Consider the following 16,106-nt stretch of genomic DNA (forward strand, 5'->3'; position numbering starts at 1 on the left):
GATCGGTTCGCCGACCGTTGAAGCGCCATGCGGAAGACGTTACCCTTTCGCGCGCTGGGGTTATCCCCGGCCGGTGAGGTGTGGTCCAGCGCGAAGGGACGGAACGAAATGCCGCTGATGGTGTGGAACGAGAAGCTGAGCGTCGGGATCGCGCAGTTCGACGAGGAGCACAAGCAACTGGTCGCCCTGGTCAACGAGCTGTTCGACGCCGTCCAGGCGGGGCGCAGCAAGGAGGCGCTGGGCGGCATCCTCGACAGCCTCGTCGCCTACACCAAGTCGCACTTCACCCATGAGGAGGAGCATTTCGCCCGCCTCGGCTATCCGGACCGCGACGCCCACAAGGCGGAGCATGACGCGCTGGCCAATCAGGTGCTGGAGGTGCAGCGCAAGTACCATGCCGGCGCCACCGCCACGCTGAGCATGGAGGTGATGAACTTCCTGAAGAACTGGCTGATCAAGCACATCCAGGGTACCGACAAGAAGTATGGCCCCTTCCTGAAGGAAAAGGGCGTGGCGTAAAGGGCCATTTCCGGAAGGACGATTGCCGGGACAAAACGCCCCGGGTCGCTCCTTCCTCTCTCCCACCACGGCACTTTTCCCCGCCGCATCGCGCGTCGCTCCGGCATGGCCGTCGCCGGACATCGGGAACTCTTGGCTGGGGCCGGGGTTCATGATGTGACGGATGACTCCTGAATGGCTCCGTCGTCGCGCAATTCCGGCGAAGGTGCGCCGATGAACCGATGGCCGACACGGAGCCGTCCCGCCACCAGCGCCCAAGCCGACCGCGCCGGGACTGCCCGCGCGTGCCGTCCCGGATTGCCCTCCACTCTCCTGATCCCGCCATCGCCGCCCGGCTTTCCGAGGCGCCGCCGTTATGCGCCATTGCCGCCTGAACATGACGATCCGGAGACACACGCAACCGTCACAGGGTCAAAACCATGGAAGAACAGTGGCTCCTCAAGGCGAAATTCGTTGCCTTCAATTTGACGATATCGGCGTTTGTTTTCGTCCTCTATGCGCAGGGGTGGCTGGACCGGGTCTTGACCGGGCACATCGCGGTGGCGACCGCGATCATCGGGATCGTCTTCCTGGTCGGCCTGGTGATGTCGGCCTATCGGGTGTGGAAGATCGGCGGCGAATTGGACAAGGCCAAGCTCGGCGGCGGGCGGCTGATGAAGGTCGAGAGTGAGCGTGCCCTGGAAATCCGCCTGTTCTCCCGGATATCGCATCTTCAGCACATCGCCAACGCGCTGGGCATGCTCGGCCTGATCGGCACGGCCTGGGGCTTCAGCCTGTTCGCCGCGAACATCACGCCGGACATGGTCGGCAACGCCGCGTCGGCCGGCGCCATGGTGACCACGCTGGCGAGCGGGCTGGGCGTGGCGATCTACGCCACGATGCTGGGCGGCGCGCTTTGCCTCTGGACAACCTGCAACCTGCAGCTTCTGCGCGGGGCGACGGCCTCGCTGTGCGCGCTGATCATGGACGAGGCTCACGCCCGCTCGCGACTGGCTCCGCGGACGGGGACGCCGGACTTTGCCGCGCCGCAGGCCGCCCCCTACGGCGCTTTGGGCGGTGAGGCCACATCATGAACGATTTCCTGGGCGAGGACCAAACCGGTGTGCTCGTCGCGCGGGACCTGTTGACGCTGCTGCTCTGCGGTTTTGTCGCCTGCGCGGTGCTGGCGGTCCCCTTCATCAACGAGGCGAAGAAGACCGAGGCCAACCAGCAGAACGAGTCCTCCTCGTCCGCCGCTGCGGGCATGGAGCCGCCGGGAAACGTCATCATCGAGGCGCGCTGGGATGACAAGCTGCGCAGCGACGTCGATTTGTGGGTGCAGGCGCCGGGAGACGTGCCGGTCGGCTACTCGAACAAGTCGGGGCTGATCTTCAACCTGCTGCGCGACGATCTGGGCGCCTACGCTGATCCCACGGAGATCAATTTCGAAACCTCCTATTCGCGCGGCATTCCTCCGGGAGAGTACACGGTCAACGTTCATATGTTCCGCAACCTGGAGAATGTGTTTCCCATCTGGGTCCGGGTGGTCGCCCGCGTCAAGGCGGAGCATGAATCGGGGGCCGCCACCGTCGCCGCCACGCGCGTCCGGCTGGACCACGAAGGGCAGGAGATCACCGCCTTCCGCTTCAACCTGACGGAGCGGGGCGAACTGGTGCCGGGGTCCCTGAACGCCGTGTTCAAACCGCTGCGCTCGGCCAAGAATTGACCCGTCGGATCGAGAGTGCGCCATGGAAAGCCTGACCGTCATCTTCGGATTCGTCGCCGTCGTCACCCTGTTGCTCGTCCTGTCGGCCCTGCGCTGGACGCGCAGCCGGATGGCGCGCGTGGTGATCCTGCTGCTGTTCGCCCTGCTGCTGCCGGCGGCCTACGCGGCGCCGGCGGCGCTGCTGGGCCGGGCGAAGCCGGTCACGCTGGAATGGATGGGGGCCAACGTGCGCGAGGCGAAGGTGCTGAGCGCCACGCTGGTGGAGAATGAAGCCATCTATCTCACCCTTCTCTGGGAGCAGGCACCAAATCTCTATCGGCTGCCCTGGGACCGCCGCATGGCGGAGCAGTTGCAGGAAGCCCAGCGCGAGGCCCAGCGCAACGGCACCAATCCGATGATGCGGCTGCCCTTCGAGCGGTCCTGGGACGACCGTGAACCGCGCTTCTACGCCCAGCCGCAGCCGAAGATGCCGGACAAGCCCTATGAGAACGCGCCCGGCAACGGCGGGCCGGGCGGCAATCCGGGGATCGAGTTCCAGCACCCCGGCCAGCCAACCTGAGAATCTCGACGGGCTGATGGCGCCTGCGGGCCGCTTTCCGTCACAGCTTCCGTGAAGGCCCCTTGAAGGCAGGGGGCGGGCTCGTCTACGGTTCCGCGATTCCGTTCGCCTGAGCAAAGAGAGTCCCATGCCGTCCTTCGACATCGTGTCCAAGACCGACATCCACGAAATCGACAACGCGCTGAACGGCATGCGCCGCGAGATCGAGACCCGTTTCGACTTCAAGGGCTCGCGCTGCACCGTGGAGCGCACCGAGAACGACATCACCCTGCTGGCCGATGACGGTCCCAAGCTGGAGCAGATGCAGGAATTGCTGCGGGTCTATGTCACCCGCCGGAAGCTGGACGCCGGCGCCCTGGACTACTCCAAGCCGCCGGAGCGGGCGGCGGGCGACGCGCTGCGCCAGGTCGTGACCGTCAAGCAGGGCATCGCCCAGGACCTCGGCAAGACCATCGTCAAGGCGATCAAGGACGCCAAGATGAAGGTCCAGGTCTCCATCCAGGGCGACGAACTGCGCGTCACCGGCAAGAAGCGCGACGACCTCCAGGACGCCATCGCCCTGGTGCGCGGCCTGAAGATCGAGCAGCCCCTGCAGTATCTGAACTTCCGGGACTGACCGGCGGCAAGGGCTCAGCGGGATCATTCTTGCCGGATGGCGGGCCATTCTTGCCGGGTGGGGCGGAAATTTTTGCCGGGTACGCGGGCGGCGAGGCAGCCGAACCGCCCGGCTGGCCGCCGCTCCCGATGATGGCCCGTCCCTTGCTTGCCCTGATCCGGTAGCCGAACGCCGCAGGGTCCACGCGCCATGTCGATACCGGCCAACGCCGATGCTTCGCAGTTGATGCGCATCCGGGCTGAAGAGCTTCTGGAGCGCAAAGGCACGGGCGCGCCCCGGCAGGCGGGGGAACTCGCCGGCCAGTTCGCCGCGATGCTGGAGCAGTTGAACGGCGTCGGTGGCGAGGACGGCGGCGCCGGCCCGATGGCCGCCTCCCCAGCGGGGCCGGTCACAGGAGGCTCGGCGATCGCCCACCGGCTGGGCGTCGGCGCCGTCAGCGTCTTCGCACAGAACGGGACGGATGCGCCGTCCGCCGGCCAAGCCGCCGAAGGCCACACGCCCGACATGCAGGCGCCCAACGCCGAGGAAGCCATGCAGGTGGTGCAGAGCGCGCTCCAGGCCGAAAGCGCGCCGAACTTCCGCTGGTTGACCACGCTGCTGACTCAGGGCGTTCCCGATCGCATGAAGACGGGATCGGCCCAGTAAAGAGATGGCACCGGCTCAGCGAACGTCCAGCCGGCGCTCCAGCGTGACCACCGTCTTGCCGTCGCGGGCCAGCGTCACGATGCCCTTGTAGGGGCCCTTGGGCCATCCGGCCGCCGGGCGCTTCAGCCCCTGATAGGAGAACCAGACGGCCTTGTCCCCGGTGATGCCCTTGCTGTTGTCGAACAGGGTGCGGCCATCGCCGTCGAGGATGCGGATTTGCTGGGTGTCGCCGTCACGGACGCCCATGATGTCGGACCACAGCACCAGGAGGGGGGAGTCCGGCGTCAGAACTTCCCCGGCGAACTCGCCGTGCCGGGCCGGCTCGGCCTCCGGAACGCGGCTGGTGGCGAAGCCGGCGCTGAGACCGGCGGTCGGACGGTAGGACAGCGCCTTGGCCGTGGCGGCGTTCCACAGCGGCGTCATGGCTTGGCCGCAGGCGGTGAAGGGCTGCTGGCCGACAAAGGGGTCGACGACCGCGCCGTTGTGGCGCACGCCGAAATGCAGATGGGGGAACTCGGTCAGTCCCGACAGCCCGACCTCGCCCAGCCGTTGCCCGGCCTCCACCCGCTGGCCGGGAGTGACCGCGACACTGCCGCGCTTCATGTGCAGGTAGGCCGTCTGCCAGCCGTCGCCATGATCGATGATGACGGCGTTGCCGCCCCCGACCTTCATCACCGTGTCGCGCCCGATGACGTTGACGTTCACGTCCTCCATGCCGTCGCGCACCCGCAGGACGGTGCCCGCGGCGGCGGCCAGCACGGCGACGCCCTTGTCCATCGCCGTGTAGTCGGGCAGGCGGAAATCCGTTCCGTCATGGCCGTCGTAGCTCAGCCGCCCGCAGGCATGGTCGCGCCAGCCGGGACCCGAGTCCTCGTCGACGTAATTCTGGACGAAGCAGGTTTCCCCGACCCGGCATTCGACCGGCAACCCGAAGGCCGGAACCTCCGCCACCGCGGGTGCGGAGAAGGCCAGCGCGCCCACGAGCAGGCTTGTGGACAGGGCGGTAGCGAGCGCGGAGCGGATCATGGGGACATCCGTGGGAGAGGCGGCAGGTCGGAGAGGGCAGGGTGAGGCAAGCCCCGTCCCGATGCAACCGCAAGGAAGCCATACACCTGCGGGCCGGAAGCCATCAGCCGCCGATCAGCACCACGACCTGAGTAAAGCCGGGCTGGTTTACGCCCCGCTTATGAGCGGGGGGCGCCATGCGTCCCCGTCAGAGCACCCGGCACGCGCGTTCGCACGGCGTTGACTTGGCGTTCCGTGCGCGTAAACTGGACTTGCCTTCACTGAGAGGGCGCCGGTCGCCCATCACGGGGACCGGCGGATTGGGTCATATCGCTTTCAAGAGGATGTGACATGAGCACCGCATTGGCACTGGCCACGCCGTTTCCCGGCGAGTCGCTGTCCCGCTACATCGAGCAGGTCCACCGCTTCCCCGTTCTGGGCGCGGAGGAGGAGTATGTGTTGGCCACCGCGTGGCGCCAGCATGGCGACATGGAAGCGGCCCGCAAGCTGGTGACCAGCCACCTCCGTCTGGTCGTCAAGATCGCCACCGGTTTCCGCGGCTATGGCTTGCCGATGACCGATCTGGTCGGCGAGGGCAACATCGGCCTGATGACCGCCGTCCGCAAGTTCGAGCCGGACCGCGGCTTCCGCCTGTCCACCTACGCGATGTGGTGGATCAAGGCGTCCATCCAGGAGTACATCCTGCGTTCCTGGAGCCTCGTGAAGCTGGGCACCACGGGCGCCCAGAAGAAGCTCTTTTTCGGCCTGTCCCGCCTGAAGCGCAAGCTGGGCGAGGTCGGCAACGGCGATCTCAAGCCGGAAAGCGTGTCGCGCATCGCCCAGGAACTCGACGTGCCGGAAAGCGACGTGGTGGCGGTGAACCGTCGCTTCGTCCAACCGGTCGCCTCGCTGAACGCGCCGCTTTCCGCCGGGGAGGGGACCGCCGAGATGCAGGACTTCCTGCCCGACGAGCGCCCGAACGCCGAGGACAGCCTGCTGGAGCGCGACGAGGCGATGCACCGCAGCGCCATGCTGCGCGACGCGATGGCGGTGCTGAAGGACCGCGAGCGCGACATCCTGACCGCCCGCCGCCTCAGCCCGTCGCCGAAGACGCTGGAGGATCTGGCCGCCGTCTACGGCGTCAGCCGCGAACGCATCCGCCAGATCGAGGAGCGGGCCTTCCAGAAGCTGTCCCAGAGGGTGCGGGAACTCGCCGCAGCGGCGTAAAGGGGGCTTGTTGCCTTCCATCCCGTCGTTGTGTATATCGAAAGGCGTATAATCCGGCGGATTGGTTCCGGCCGTTGGCGCCGCTCCATCGGATGAGACGGAGCGGCGTTCTCCTGCCTGTGGTTGTGGTAAGGGGAATTGCGGATGCAGCAGATGTTGTGATTTCGCCGCAATTTGTTGGAAATCGGCCCGCAAGCCGTCATAATGACAACTCGGTTTCTGTGCACCCTCGGGTGATGGGCTTGACGTCCAGCCTCGGGGGCGCTTTGGTGGGCGGGTACGGTTTTGTCCAACGTGTCTCCGGCAGAGCATCAGGGGCCTGACAGCCCGTCCGCACCGGCAATGCCGACCACATCGGCGTTCCTGGCGTCTCTGGCCGAAAGCCTCATGCATCAGGCATCCTTCGCGCTGGTCTATGCCGACGCCGGGCAGCGCTGCCTGTTCGCCAACCCCAGTTTCGCCGCCGTTTTGCAGATGTCGCCCGCCGCCTTGGCCGGGCGTTCCCTGGCCGAAGTCGACCATCCGCTGGCGCGCGCCGTCGTGCAGGCGCTGGACCGTGCCGGCCAGACCGGGGAGGCCGCTCCGGTGGATTGCGAGGTCGAGCGCGCGGACGGCGGTCGCGGCGTGCTGACCGGCTGTGTCCTTCCCCACCGCACCGGTGACGGGGACAACGGTTTCCTCGGGCTGCTCCAGGATGTGACCGACCCGGCCCGCATCGCCGATTTCGTCCTGCGCCGCGACCCCTTCGTGACCACGCTGCTCGATGCGGCGGTGGACGGCGTGGTGGTGGCCGACCGCAACGGCATCATCCGCACGGTCAACCGGTCCTGCCGTGATCTGTTCGGCTACGATGAGGAGGAACTGATCGGGCGGAACGTGTCCGTTCTGATGCCGCCGCCCTTCTCCCGCGATCACGACAAGTACATCGGCAGCTATCTGGAGACGGAGCGCGCCAAGATCATCGGCATCGGGCGCGACGCGCTGGGCCGGCGCAAGGACGGTGCGGTGTTCCCGATCCATCTCAGCGTCGGCCAGGCGCGGCTGGCGCGCGACGTCGTGTTCGTCGGCATCATCCGCGACATCTCCGAGCGGCTGGCGGCGGAGCAGCGGGCGACCTACCTTGCCCGGCACGACCCTCTGACCGGCGTTCTGACCCGCACCGCCTTCCTGGAAGAGTGCGAGGCCGTGCTGTCCGCGCCATTCCCCGGCCAGGAAGGGGGCCTGTTCGCGCTCTACGCGCTCGACGTCGACCAGTTCAGCGACATCAACGAGGCGTTCGGCTTCCATGTCGGCGACGCCGCTCTGAAGGCGATGGTCAGCCGGGTGACGGAGGTGCTGCCGCAGCAGACCTATGTCTGCCGCATCGCTGCCGACGAGTTTGCCGCCCTGTCCCGCGTGGAGAGCGCGGAGCAGGCGGAGACCCTGGCCGATCTGCTGCACGACCGGCTGACCGCCTCCATCTACGCTGACCGGCATTGGGTGCGGTTGCGGCTGTCCATCGGCGCCGCGGTGCAGGACGTCGACATCCGCACGCTGGAGGAACTGAACGCCAAGGCCAAGCTGGCGCTTCAGGCCGCCCAGCACAACGGCGGCAACGCCGTCTGCTTCTACACCCCGGAAATGGCCGCGGCGGCGACCCGGCGGATGTTCCTGACCATGCATCTCGCCCACGCGATCGAGCGGAACGAACTGCACGTGGCCTACCAACCCATCGTGGAGGCGCGTTCCGGCCGGATCGTGGGGGCGGAGGCGTTGCTGCGCTGGAACCAGCACACGCTGGGTCCGGTCTCCCCCGGCGAGTTCATTCCGGTCGCCGAGGAAAGCGGCCTGATCGTCCCCATCACCGACTGGGTGCTCACCGCCGTCGTCGAGCAGATGGCGGTGTGGGAGCCGGCGGGAACCCTGCCCAACCAGGTCTTCATCAACATCTCCGGTCCGCAGTTCCTGCGCGGCAACCTCAGCGCCCGTCTCGAGGAGCTGCTGGGCCGCCACCCGGAACTGCGTGGCCGTCTGGGGTTGGAGATCACCGAGCAGGCTGCCGTGCGCGACCTCAAGGCCGCCGTGCAGACCCTGACGGAGTTGGAGGCCATCGACGTCCAGGTGGCCATCGACGATTTCGGCTCGGGTTATTCGTCGCTCAGCTACGTGCAGCAGCTTCCGGTGTCGAAGCTGAAGATCGACCGCGCCTTCATGGAAGACATTCCGGACAATTTGAAGAACGGGGCGCTGGTCCGCGCCGCGGTCGGCATGGCGCACGGCCTCGGCCTTGTCACCGTCGCCGAAGGAGTCGAGACGGAGGAGCAGCGGGATTTCCTGGTGTCCGTCGGCTGCGACCTGCTTCAGGGCTATCTGTTCGGCCGCCCCGCGGCGCCGGACGCCTTCGCGGCGATGATCCGCGCTCAACAGCCCGCGATGGCCTGAACCTTCGGTGGGAGGGCCGGAAGGGGGTCACCCCTCCAGCCGTTCCGGCTTGTTTCCGGCCAGGGCGGGTGCCTCCAGGGCGCGGGCGGGCAGGCGTTCGCGGCGGGTTTCCCGGCGCTGCCAGCGGCGGAAGGAGCGTTTCGACCACCAGGACAGGATCGTCTGCCAGAGCCGTTCCGGTCCCTGGAACAGCGGCACGCGGGGCTTGTCCATCGCCGACGGCTCCAGCGCGAGGCCGACCGAGGTGATCTGCCCGTCCTGCATGTCGCGGACGATCAGCTCCACGCCGCCCATGCGCATCCGGTCGCCCAGCTCGCAGGCGCCGCCGAACTCGTTGCGCAGCAGGTCGCGCAGGGACCGCTGGGCGTTGGCCAGCGACAGGGGCAGGCCGTACATCTCGGCGATCTGCTCCACCGTCGCGTCGGGGTTCAACGCCAGATCGCCGTAGAAGGCGCGGTCGTCCTGATCCAGCGGCCGGCTCTCGGCGAACAGCTTGTCGATCAGCGGCAGCTGGCTGGGCGGGGTGAACAGATAGACCATGTCCCCGGCCTGGAGCGTCCGTGCCTTGTGCAGCGGCACCACGCGCCCGTCGCGGATGACCAGGGACGGGCGGGCGAAGCGCGGCGTGCGCTGGCCGCGGGCGGCAGGGCTTTTGGGATGGACGGTGTAGGCGACCATCTCCTGGTCGGCCCCGCCGGGCAGCTCCAGCTCGAACCGCTCGACCGGGCCGCGCCGCGGCGGGACGATCAGCTTCAGCCAGCGCGCCATCGGGCCGATGGTCCAGCCCTGCACCGCCAGCGACACGATCACCACCAGGAAGGCCGTGTTGAAGATCACCTGACCGCCCGGCAATCCGCCCAGGATCGGCACCAGCGCCAGCAGCATCGACACCGCGCCGCGCAGCCCGACCCAGGCCATGAAGGTCTTCTCGTTGGCCGAGAAGCGGAAGGGCAGCAGGCACAGCCACACCGCCAGCGGGCGCGCCAGCAGGATCAAAAGGACCGCCAGGGCCAGGGCGGGCAGGGCGATCGACCCGAAGTCGTGCGGGGTGGCGAACAGCCCCAGCATGACGAACATGACGATCTGGCTGAGCCAGGTCAGGCCGGAGTGAAACTGCCGCAGGCCCAGCGCCCCGCGCAGCTTCACATTGCCCGCGACGAGGCCGGCGGCGTAGACGGCCAGAAAACCGCTGCCCCCCAGTTCGTTCGTGCCGGCGAACAGGAACAGGGCGAAGGCCAGGGTGACCACCGGGTTCAGGCCGGGGTCGAGGCGGGCCTTGTTGATGAAGGCGGCCAGCCCGGCCCCGCCCAGGATGCCTAGCACCGCTCCGCCGGCGATCTGCTTGACCAGGAAGCCGGCCAGCTCCAGCGGCGTTCCCCAGCCGTGCAGCGCCGCCTCCACCAGCATGGCCGTCAGGAGGATGGCAGTCGGGTCGTTGCTGCCGGACTCGATCTCCAGCGTCGAGCGCACGCGGTCGCGGATGGTGATCCCGCCGACCCGCAACAGGAAGAACACCGCCGCCGCGTCGGTGGAACTGACCGCGGCGCCGACCAGGAAGGATTCGATCCAGGGCAGGCCCAGCAGAAAATGCGCGGCGACGCCGATGACTCCGGAGGTGATGGCGACCCCGAAGGTGGCGAGGCTGAGCGCCGGCCATGCGGCGGCGCGGTAGCTGGACAGCTTGGTGTCCAGGCCGCTTTCGAAGAGGATCACGGCGAGGGCGATGGAGCCGATCAGGAAGGCGCTGTCCGCGTCGTTGAAGCTGATGCCTCCGACGCCGTCGACCCCGGCGAACAGTCCAACGCCCAGAAAGATCAGCAGCAGTGGCGTGCCGATCCGCAGCGCCAGATAGCTGGTCAGGATGCTGACGATCAGCAGCGACGACCCGATCAGGATGATGGTGCTCGCCGTCTCCATAGTCCTCGCGCCGGAAAGGGAGTGATGCCGCCTTTGCGGTCATCCGATTTTGGCAATTCTTGGGCGCGAGTGCAACGCAGCGGCCAAAATTTCCCAATGTTCCTAAAATAATACAGAAATGTCTCCCGCAATGCAGCATTGCAGCGGGCTACAATCCTTCCGGGTTAACGCAACGGGCGAGGGGCATTTCATGTTTCGTACACGGCGTATTCCGACACCACCCTTCGTATCCCTGCCCCTCGCAACCCTGATCCTTGTCCTGTCCTCCGCCGCGGCGACGGCGGGATCCTTGCCCGATCTGGACCGCACGGCGGCGGGCGGCGGTGCCACGCCGATCCGGTTCGACAAGAAGGCCATCGACCTCGGCGGCTGGGGTGCCTTGGAGGTCGGCCAGACGGAAAGCGCGTCGCGCCGGATGGTGGTGACCACGCCGGTGCGCGACCAATGGTTCTCCGACCCGGTCTTCATGAACGACGGCGCCTTCGGCGGACCGGACGCGCGGGCGACCTATTATTCGCCGCGCCTGCACGGCTTCAACATCGGCCTCGGCTATACCCCCGTCCGCACCGAGCTGGGCGCGGCCGATCCGCTCGCCCGGCATGTGGTGGAAGGCGTGGTGCGGCACGACGGCCGGCTGGGCAAGGCCCGGCTGCGCATCACCGCGGGGGCGGGCAAGGCCGCTGTTGCCAAGGACCGCGGCACGCCCCGCCGGTCCTGGGTGGTTGGCGGGCAGGTGACGCTGCCCGGCGTGACGGTCGGCGCCGGCTATCGCGAGCAGTTGCCGGATGACGGCGCGGCGCGGCGGACGCTCAACGCCGGCCTCTATCTGGAGCAGGGCACGCCGTTGCGGGGCTGGACGGTCATGGGGCGGGTGGCCCACAGCCAAGTCGGCGCCGAGGCCCCTCAGGAGGCTTGGTCCACGGGCCTGCGGTTTCGCATGTCGCCGAAGCTCAGCGTCACCGCCGACCTGGGCACCATGACCTACAGCGGAGACCCGTCCGACAGCACGATGCTGCGAGTCGGAACCCGCGTTCTGTTCTGAACGATGGCCCAAATGGGCCTGATATTCCTCTTTCGTCCTCATCCAAGGGTGGTTTCCCGACGGAATCGCGGTTTCGTGGAAGCAAATCGTCTTCTCGCCTGTTTATAGGTGCGAGAAGCACCACAAGGAGGGTTTGGACATGTCTCGTTTGCGCCTGATCGGGACCGCCATTGCGCTGTTGACGCTCGCGGCCTGTTCGACCGGCGGCGTGGTTGGCGGCACGGCTGGCGCCGCCGGCGGCTACGCGGTGGACGGCAAGCGTGGCGCCATCATCGGTGGCCTGGGCGGTGCCGCGCTGGGCACGGCTCTGGATCGCTGACCGGACGCAGCGGGTACGATCCGTTGCCGATGACGACAAGCGCGTCGCGCCGACCGGGCGCGGCGCGCTTTCGTTTTTTCAGGCTCGCCATTCCTTGCGCAGGATGGCGTACTGCATCGTGTTCTCGAAGATGGGATGTCCGTCGCCATCCGTTGTGAAGGATATGAACTCCACGAACAGCCCTTCCTTCCTCATGCCGAGCCTTTCGCACAGGCGCTGCGACGCGACGTTGGTCTCCTCGACATAGGCATAGAGGCGCCGGGCCTGCTTCACTGCGAACAGATGGTCAAAGAGGGCCCGCGCGGCCTCCGCGGCGTATCCCGCCCCGGCATACTCGGCGTTGAAGTTCCAGCCGACCGTGTGGGTGTCCGGCGGTTCGGGCACTTGGAACACGTCACCGATGACCCGGCCGGTGCTGCGCAGGCACACGGCGATGTGCTCGTCGCTTCGGCTTCGGGTTTCCACCTCCGCGGCCGCCGCGTCGAGATCGTCCAGCTTGAGCGAGAGGAAGCAGCTTGCCCGGGGGTGACGCAGGTAGGCGAGCAGGTCGGGCGCGTCCCCCTCCCGGAAGGGCCTCAGGATCAGGCGGTCGGTGGTGATGGGGTCCATGCGTCGTCTCGGCGGAAGGGGCCGGAACCGGAAGCCGGCAGATCATGAGCCGGTCATTTTTGCCGCCCGGCACATCCACGCCATCAGAGATCCCACTTATGCGGTTGATTGCCAAGCATATTTAAGGTTGCACAAAACTTGCTTGTCGGATCTCCAGCCCATCGGTCACGAGAAACCGTCATGCAAATCTCCAGCTATATCAGCAACGTCTCCCGCGTCGTCGCCAAGTTCACGGCCCAGAACGAGAAGACCGAACCGGAGAAGGAGGCGAGCGGAGTCAGCGCCGCCGACGCTTTCCTCAAGGAGGCGCGGAAGTCACCGGCCCAACGCATCCGGGACCAGATTCTCGCCCGCATGAAGCTGGACGAGGAGTCCCTCGCGTCCATGCCGGCGGAGAAGCGCGCCGCGGTCGAGAAGCAGATCGCCGAGGAGCTGAAGCGCCAGTTGTCCGGCGAGAAGGACCGGCGCGGCGCGGCGGTCGACCTGACCGCCTGATTTCGCTCAGACCTGGGGGCTCAGACCGGCGGCGCGTAACCGAATACCCGCAGGGCGTCCTGCAGGTCGGGGAGGACGCGCTCGACCGCCGCTTCCCCCTCGCGGATGCAGTCCTCCGCCCGGTCGAACTCCGACAGGCCGATGTGACCCAGCCGCGGCGTGATGTGCACGTCCGGCGGCTCGCCTGCCAGACGGGACCGCGCGATGCGGTCGGTGACGATGCCGAGCGAGGACACCATGACGCCGAACAGGCTCGGCCCCTCGTAGTCGCGTCGGAAGATGCGGCGGCTCAAGGCGCCGATGGGCACGCGGAAGCCGGCGCGGGGTTTGGACTCGCCATCCGGCCCTTGCTCCTCGTCGATCAGCTTCAGGAGGTCGAACCCCGCCGCGGTCGGCACGGCGGCGCCGGGGCGCCGCGACTTGCCGATGATGTCGGCGGCCAGATTCACGGCGATCACCATCTGGGCGCCCAGGGCCCGGCAGGCTGACACCGGCACTGGGTTGACCAGCGCGCCGTCGACCATCCAGCGCCCTTCGAACTGCACCGGCGGGAAGACCCCGGGCAGCGAGAAGGAGGCGCGCAGGGCGTCCACCAGCGGTCCGCTGCGCATCCACACTTCGTGGCCGGTGACCAGATCGGTGGCGATGGCGGCGAAGGGGTTGGGAAGCTCCTCGATCAGGACGTCGCCCAGATGATGGCGCATCTCGGCCACCAGCCGGTCCCCGCCGATCAGGCCGCCGCCCTGGCGCAGCCGCAGGTCCAGATAGCCGACGATCTTCATCCGGGTCAGGCTGCGCGTCCATTCCTCCAGCGCGTCGAGCTTGCCGGCGAGATGGAGTCCGCCGACCAACGCCCCCACCGAGCTGCCGCAAACGATGTCCGCCTCGATCCCGTAGCGCGCCAGCGCCCGCAGAACGCCGATGTGCGCCCAGCCGCGGGCCACCCCGGCGCCCAGCGCCAGGCCGATGCGCGGCCGGTGGTGCTGCCGGCCATATCCATTCCCGGGACCCTGTCCGTTTCCGCCGTCCGCCGCCATGGCGCCTCCTTTGCACGGGGTGGAGCGCGTGCCGGCCGGTATCGTGCCATCCGGCCGGTCAAGGAAGCTTGATCGGTTCCGGTCTGGCGGACAAGGCCCAGCGGAAAGGCCGCGGCGAACAGGGCTTGATGGACAAGCACCGGCGCCATCGGCTAAGCCATCGCGATTGCGCTACAGGAAGACGTGCACGTGAGCAAGAAGAGCGGAGAACGGCTGCGCCTCGACGCGGCGACCGAGCGGCTGGTCGGCCGCATGCTGCGGGAATGGGTGCGCCCCTACACCGGCAAGCTGATGCTGTCCTTCCTGCTGATGGCGGTGGTGGCGGCGGCGACCGGCGCCTATCCGCTGCTGATCGATCAGGCCTATTCGATGTTTTCCGAGCAGGATCGGGGGATGCTGCTGGTCATCCCCGCCCTGATCGTCGTGATCACGGCGGTCAAGGCGCTGTCCATGTACGCCCAGACGGTGGTGACCACCGACATCGTGCAGCGGATCATCACCGACGTGCGTCTGTCGATGTTCGATCATCTGCTGAAGTCCGACACCGCGCAGCTTCATGCGGCCCCCACCGGCACGCTGACCTCCCGCTTCATCAGCGACGTCGACCTGATCCGCAACGCCCTGTCGCGGACCCTGACCGGGCTGGTGCGCGACATCCTGACGGTGATCGCGCTGGTCGGGTCGATGTTCTACCTCGACTGGGTCCTGTCGCTGATCGTCTTCCTGATCTACCCGATCGCCGCCATTCCCATCGTGAACATCGGCAAGCGGCTGCGCCGCGTGTCGCGTGACACCCAGGCCCAGATGGGCGACATGACCGCCCTGCTGACGGAAAGCCTGGCCGGCGCCCGCATGGTCAAGACCTACTCGCTGGAGGATTACGAGCGCGCCCGCGCCGCCCGCGCCTTCGAGGACAATTTCGCCCTGACCATGAAGGCGACCCGCGCCCGCTCGCGCATCGATCCCATGATGGAGGTGCTGGGCGGTGCCGCCGTGGCCGGGGTGATCGCCTTCGCCGGCTACCGCATGGCGATGGGCGAGGGCTCGGTCGGCGCCTTTTCCGGCTTCGTCGGCGCGCTCCTGATGGCGGCGCAGCCGGTGCGCGCCATCGGCACGTTGAACGCCGTGCTTCAGGAAGGTTTGGCCGCCGCCCAGCGCATCTTCGAGCTGGTGGACGAGAAGCCGACCATCACCGAGCAGCCCGGCGCCAAGCCCCTGGCGGTGGAGCGCGCCGCCGTGTCCCTGCGCGATGTCCGCTTCGCCTACGAGGAGGGGGCGGAGACGCTGAAGGGCATCGACCTGGACGTTCCGGCGGGGGCCACGGTGGCCCTGGTCGGGCGCAGCGGGGCGGGCAAGTCCACCGTGTTCAACCTCATCCCGCGCCTCTACGACGCGACCGGCGGGCAGGTGCTGATCGACGGGCAGGACGTGCGGGCGGTGACGCTGAAGAGCCTGCGCGGGGTCATCTCGCTGGTCAGCCAGGACACGGTCCTGTTCAACGACACGGTGCGCGCGAACATCGCCTTCGGGCGGCTGGACGCCCCCTTCGACGACATCGTGGCCGCCGCGAAGGCCGCCGCCGCGCACGACTTCGTCGCCCGGCTGCCGGAGGGCTACGACACGGTGATCGGCGACCGCGGCGTGAAGCTGTCGGGCGGCGAGCGGCAGCGCCTCGCGCTCGCCCGCGCCTTTCTGAAGGACGCGCCGATCCTGCTGCTGGACGAGGCGACGAGCGCGCTGGACAGCGAGTCCGAGCGGCTGGTGCAGGGCGCGTTGGAGCGGCTGACCCAGGGACGCACGACGCTGGTCATCGCCCACCGGCTGGCCACCGTGCGCAACGCCGACCGGATCGTCGTGATGGAGGGCGGGCGCATCCTGGAGCAGGGCACCCACGACAATCTGATCGCACAGAACGGCACCTACGCCCGCCTGTGCAAGCTCCAGTTCGGCGAGGACGGCGAGGCCGCCCTGCTGGCGCCCTGATCCGGCA

General features: G+C 67.9%; 16 protein-coding genes. 12 read left to right on the forward strand and 4 right to left on the reverse strand.

Translation table 11 applies throughout. The annotated features are described in order from the left end of the window. Window positions 1-108 precede the first annotated feature (108 nt). The 6 genes from ACFPMG_RS07760 (at window position 109) to ACFPMG_RS07785 (ending at window position 4,044) form a co-directional block, all read left to right on the forward strand. Window positions 109-519, forward strand: a complete 411-nt coding sequence (locus ACFPMG_RS07760; RefSeq protein ID WP_145623438.1) for a bacteriohemerythrin — start codon at window positions 109-111, stop codon at window positions 517-519. 521 nt (window positions 520-1,040) lie between these two features. Then, on the forward strand, window positions 1,041-1,592 hold the full coding sequence (locus tag ACFPMG_RS07765) for a hypothetical protein (RefSeq protein ID WP_376994610.1): 552 nt from the start codon (window positions 1,041-1,043) through the stop codon (window positions 1,590-1,592). Further along, a complete protein-coding gene (locus tag ACFPMG_RS07770; protein WP_183178719.1) occupies window positions 1,589-2,224 on the forward strand; it encodes a hypothetical protein in 636 nt (211 codons plus the stop codon). Before ACFPMG_RS07765 ends, ACFPMG_RS07770 begins: the two co-directional genes overlap by 4 nt. A gap of 22 nt (window positions 2,225-2,246) precedes the next feature. Continuing rightward, window positions 2,247-2,783: a hypothetical protein gene (locus ACFPMG_RS07775; RefSeq protein WP_014198683.1), complete on the forward strand. Its 537-nt coding sequence runs from the start codon at window positions 2,247-2,249 to the stop codon at window positions 2,781-2,783. Window positions 2,784-2,910: 127 nt separating this feature from the next. Then, window positions 2,911-3,399, forward strand: coding sequence for a YajQ family cyclic di-GMP-binding protein (locus tag ACFPMG_RS07780; RefSeq protein ID WP_145672163.1), 489 nt, complete (start codon window positions 2,911-2,913; stop codon window positions 3,397-3,399). A 189-nt stretch (window positions 3,400-3,588) separates the two neighbouring features. Beyond that, window positions 3,589-4,044: a hypothetical protein gene (locus ACFPMG_RS07785; protein ID WP_376994612.1), complete on the forward strand. Its 456-nt coding sequence runs from the start codon at window positions 3,589-3,591 to the stop codon at window positions 4,042-4,044. 15 nt (window positions 4,045-4,059) lie between these two features. Here the strand turns inward: ACFPMG_RS07785 and ACFPMG_RS07790 are convergent, their stop codons facing one another. After that, window positions 4,060-5,070 (reverse strand): M23 family metallopeptidase, encoded by a 1,011-nt coding sequence (locus ACFPMG_RS07790; protein WP_376994613.1) that lies wholly within the window; start codon window positions 5,068-5,070, stop codon window positions 4,060-4,062. A 330-nt stretch (window positions 5,071-5,400) separates the two neighbouring features. On the opposite strand from ACFPMG_RS07790, the gene rpoH reads away from it, so the two are divergent. Both rpoH and ACFPMG_RS07800 read left to right on the forward strand, forming a co-directional pair. Continuing rightward, window positions 5,401-6,276: an RNA polymerase sigma factor RpoH gene (gene rpoH, locus ACFPMG_RS07795; RefSeq protein WP_376994614.1), complete on the forward strand. Its 876-nt coding sequence runs from the start codon at window positions 5,401-5,403 to the stop codon at window positions 6,274-6,276. Window positions 6,277-6,663: 387 nt separating this feature from the next. Beyond that, entirely contained in the window at window positions 6,664-8,697 is a 2,034-nt protein-coding gene (locus ACFPMG_RS07800; RefSeq protein ID WP_376994615.1) for a putative bifunctional diguanylate cyclase/phosphodiesterase, read from the forward strand. A 27-nt stretch (window positions 8,698-8,724) separates the two neighbouring features. On the opposite strand, the gene ACFPMG_RS07805 is transcribed toward ACFPMG_RS07800, so the two are convergent. Then, a complete protein-coding gene (locus ACFPMG_RS07805; RefSeq protein ID WP_376994616.1) occupies window positions 8,725-10,614 on the reverse strand; it encodes a potassium/proton antiporter in 1,890 nt (629 codons plus the stop codon). Between the two features lie 289 nt (window positions 10,615-10,903). Here ACFPMG_RS07805 and ACFPMG_RS07810 point away from each other — a divergent pair, with 289 nt between their 5' ends. Together ACFPMG_RS07810 and ACFPMG_RS07815 are read left to right on the forward strand one after the other, a co-directional pair. Beyond that, window positions 10,904-11,656, forward strand: coding sequence for a porin (locus ACFPMG_RS07810; RefSeq protein WP_376994617.1), 753 nt, complete (start codon window positions 10,904-10,906; stop codon window positions 11,654-11,656). Window positions 11,657-11,795: 139 nt separating this feature from the next. Further along, the gene (locus ACFPMG_RS07815; RefSeq protein ID WP_014198692.1) at window positions 11,796-11,975 is read left to right on the forward strand and encodes a hypothetical protein; all 180 of its coding nucleotides are present in this window, start codon (window positions 11,796-11,798) and stop codon (window positions 11,973-11,975) included. A 78-nt stretch (window positions 11,976-12,053) separates the two neighbouring features. Here ACFPMG_RS07815 and ACFPMG_RS07820 read toward each other — a convergent pair whose 3' ends face one another. After that, window positions 12,054-12,584, reverse strand: a complete 531-nt coding sequence (locus ACFPMG_RS07820; protein ID WP_376994618.1) for a GNAT family N-acetyltransferase — start codon at window positions 12,582-12,584, stop codon at window positions 12,054-12,056. 180 nt (window positions 12,585-12,764) lie between these two features. On the opposite strand from ACFPMG_RS07820, the gene ACFPMG_RS07825 reads away from it, so the two are divergent. Beyond that, on the forward strand, window positions 12,765-13,079 hold the full coding sequence (locus ACFPMG_RS07825) for a hypothetical protein (RefSeq protein WP_376994619.1): 315 nt from the start codon (window positions 12,765-12,767) through the stop codon (window positions 13,077-13,079). Window positions 13,080-13,099: 20 nt separating this feature from the next. Here the strand turns inward: ACFPMG_RS07825 and ACFPMG_RS07830 are convergent, their stop codons facing one another. After that, window positions 13,100-14,116, reverse strand: coding sequence for a patatin-like phospholipase family protein (locus ACFPMG_RS07830; RefSeq protein ID WP_376994620.1), 1,017 nt, complete (start codon window positions 14,114-14,116; stop codon window positions 13,100-13,102). Between the two features lie 189 nt (window positions 14,117-14,305). On the opposite strand from ACFPMG_RS07830, the gene ACFPMG_RS07835 reads away from it, so the two are divergent. Further along, window positions 14,306-16,099, forward strand: coding sequence for an ABC transporter ATP-binding protein (locus ACFPMG_RS07835; RefSeq protein WP_376994621.1), 1,794 nt, complete (start codon window positions 14,306-14,308; stop codon window positions 16,097-16,099). Window positions 16,100-16,106: the final 7 nt, after the last annotated feature.

It is taken from the genome of Azospirillum himalayense (genome assembly GCF_042657465.1).
Classification (GTDB): Bacteria; Pseudomonadota; Alphaproteobacteria; order Azospirillales; family Azospirillaceae; genus Azospirillum; species Azospirillum himalayense.

Excerpts from the sequence above, each read along its gene's own strand:
- ACFPMG_RS07775 (WP_014198683.1), top strand. The coding sequence starts at position 2,247 with ATGGAAAGCCTGACCGTCATCTTCGGATTCGTCGCCGTCGTCACCCTG.
- ACFPMG_RS07770 (WP_183178719.1), top strand. The coding sequence starts at position 1,589 with ATGAACGATTTCCTGGGCGAGGACCAAACCGGTGTGCTCGTCGCGCGG.
- ACFPMG_RS07785 (WP_376994612.1), top strand. The coding sequence starts at position 3,589 with ATGTCGATACCGGCCAACGCCGATGCTTCGCAGTTGATGCGCATCCGG.
- ACFPMG_RS07825 (WP_376994619.1), top strand. The coding sequence starts at position 12,765 with ATGCAAATCTCCAGCTATATCAGCAACGTCTCCCGCGTCGTCGCCAAG.
- ACFPMG_RS07805 (WP_376994616.1), bottom strand. The coding sequence starts at position 10,614 with ATGGAGACGGCGAGCACCATCATCCTGATCGGGTCGTCGCTGCTGATC.
- ACFPMG_RS07815 (WP_014198692.1), top strand. The coding sequence starts at position 11,796 with ATGTCTCGTTTGCGCCTGATCGGGACCGCCATTGCGCTGTTGACGCTC.
- ACFPMG_RS07800 (WP_376994615.1), top strand. The coding sequence starts at position 6,664 with ATGCATCAGGCATCCTTCGCGCTGGTCTATGCCGACGCCGGGCAGCGC.
- rpoH (WP_376994614.1), top strand. The coding sequence starts at position 5,401 with ATGAGCACCGCATTGGCACTGGCCACGCCGTTTCCCGGCGAGTCGCTG.
- ACFPMG_RS07760 (WP_145623438.1), top strand. The coding sequence starts at position 109 with ATGCCGCTGATGGTGTGGAACGAGAAGCTGAGCGTCGGGATCGCGCAG.
- ACFPMG_RS07780 (WP_145672163.1), top strand. The coding sequence starts at position 2,911 with ATGCCGTCCTTCGACATCGTGTCCAAGACCGACATCCACGAAATCGAC.
- ACFPMG_RS07790 (WP_376994613.1), bottom strand. The coding sequence starts at position 5,070 with ATGATCCGCTCCGCGCTCGCTACCGCCCTGTCCACAAGCCTGCTCGTG.
- ACFPMG_RS07820 (WP_376994618.1), bottom strand. The coding sequence starts at position 12,584 with ATGGACCCCATCACCACCGACCGCCTGATCCTGAGGCCCTTCCGGGAG.
- ACFPMG_RS07830 (WP_376994620.1), bottom strand. The coding sequence starts at position 14,116 with ATGGCGGCGGACGGCGGAAACGGACAGGGTCCCGGGAATGGATATGGC.